This window comes from Niallia taxi (assembly GCF_004005475.1).
GTDB lineage: Bacteria > Bacillota > Bacilli > Bacillales > Cytobacillaceae > Niallia > Niallia taxi.
In genome coordinates, this window is record NZ_RZTZ01000057.1 from 1 (window position 1) to 909 (window position 909).

A 909-nucleotide genomic window follows, 5' to 3' on the forward strand; every position below is an offset into this window, starting at 1 on the left:
CCTGTTGACTCTAATACTACAGGTGGCTGAATACCAGTTTTACCTTTAACTTCTTCCAGGAAATCGAAGAGTTCCTTCAGCCCCTCAAGAGTATGAGAAACTTTAAATCCCTTACGATATGGCTTCCCTTTATCCAAATATGCTTGAACCTGACTTTCACCTTTTGACACATCCAGACCCACTACTGGATTCATTCTAAAATCTCCTCCTTTGAATTCTTTACCAGTAACCCCTATATCCCTAATGCAGTATCACAGCTTCGCTTGTTATACGAGATCAAGTCTCAACCTGCCTCAAACATGTTTCTACAAGTAGGGGGTGAACGGTTTAGTTGACGGGATCTAGTCCCACGGGGGCGGACGTTCTACCCTGGCTACGATTATCATATATCGATATAAAAAAAGGTCAACCAGAAATATTTTCTGGCTGACCTTATAATACGAACGGGGGCGATAGTTTAACAACAGGTTCCTTACGTATGATTTGTTTATTATGTTCCACTGCTTGTGTTATTTCTTTATTATATTTCGGATGCCAAGAGATACAGCTAATAGGTTTCAAGTTGCCTTAATTTCTGCTAAGCTACAATTGGCAGCAAGAACGAATGAAATTGGGACCCATAGGGGTAAGTAAAACTACATATCAAACTCGGTTGAAAATACGTCTAATTCCTTGGTATGTAAGGGGTTAGACGCTTTTTTGTTAAATTCATTTTCATTCTAAGAAGGATTAACGCTTATTTAGGGGTTAACGAACCGAATAATTGTATCCGCAAACCTATATAGAAATGCTATTTTAAATATGTACAGTAATGCTTGAATAAATATGTACAAAGTTGCTTTCATTTTACATACTAGTCTTGAGGTGACTAGCTATGTATATATCATTTAATGTCGATGTTGATTTTGA

At 37.5% G+C, this 909-nt stretch carries 1 pseudogene; it reads right to left on the bottom strand.

The window, feature by feature from the left end:
- Window positions 1-194: pseudogene (locus EM808_RS28375) on the bottom strand (IS110 family transposase); the annotation flags it as partial.
- Between the last annotated feature and the right edge of the window lie 715 nt (window positions 195-909).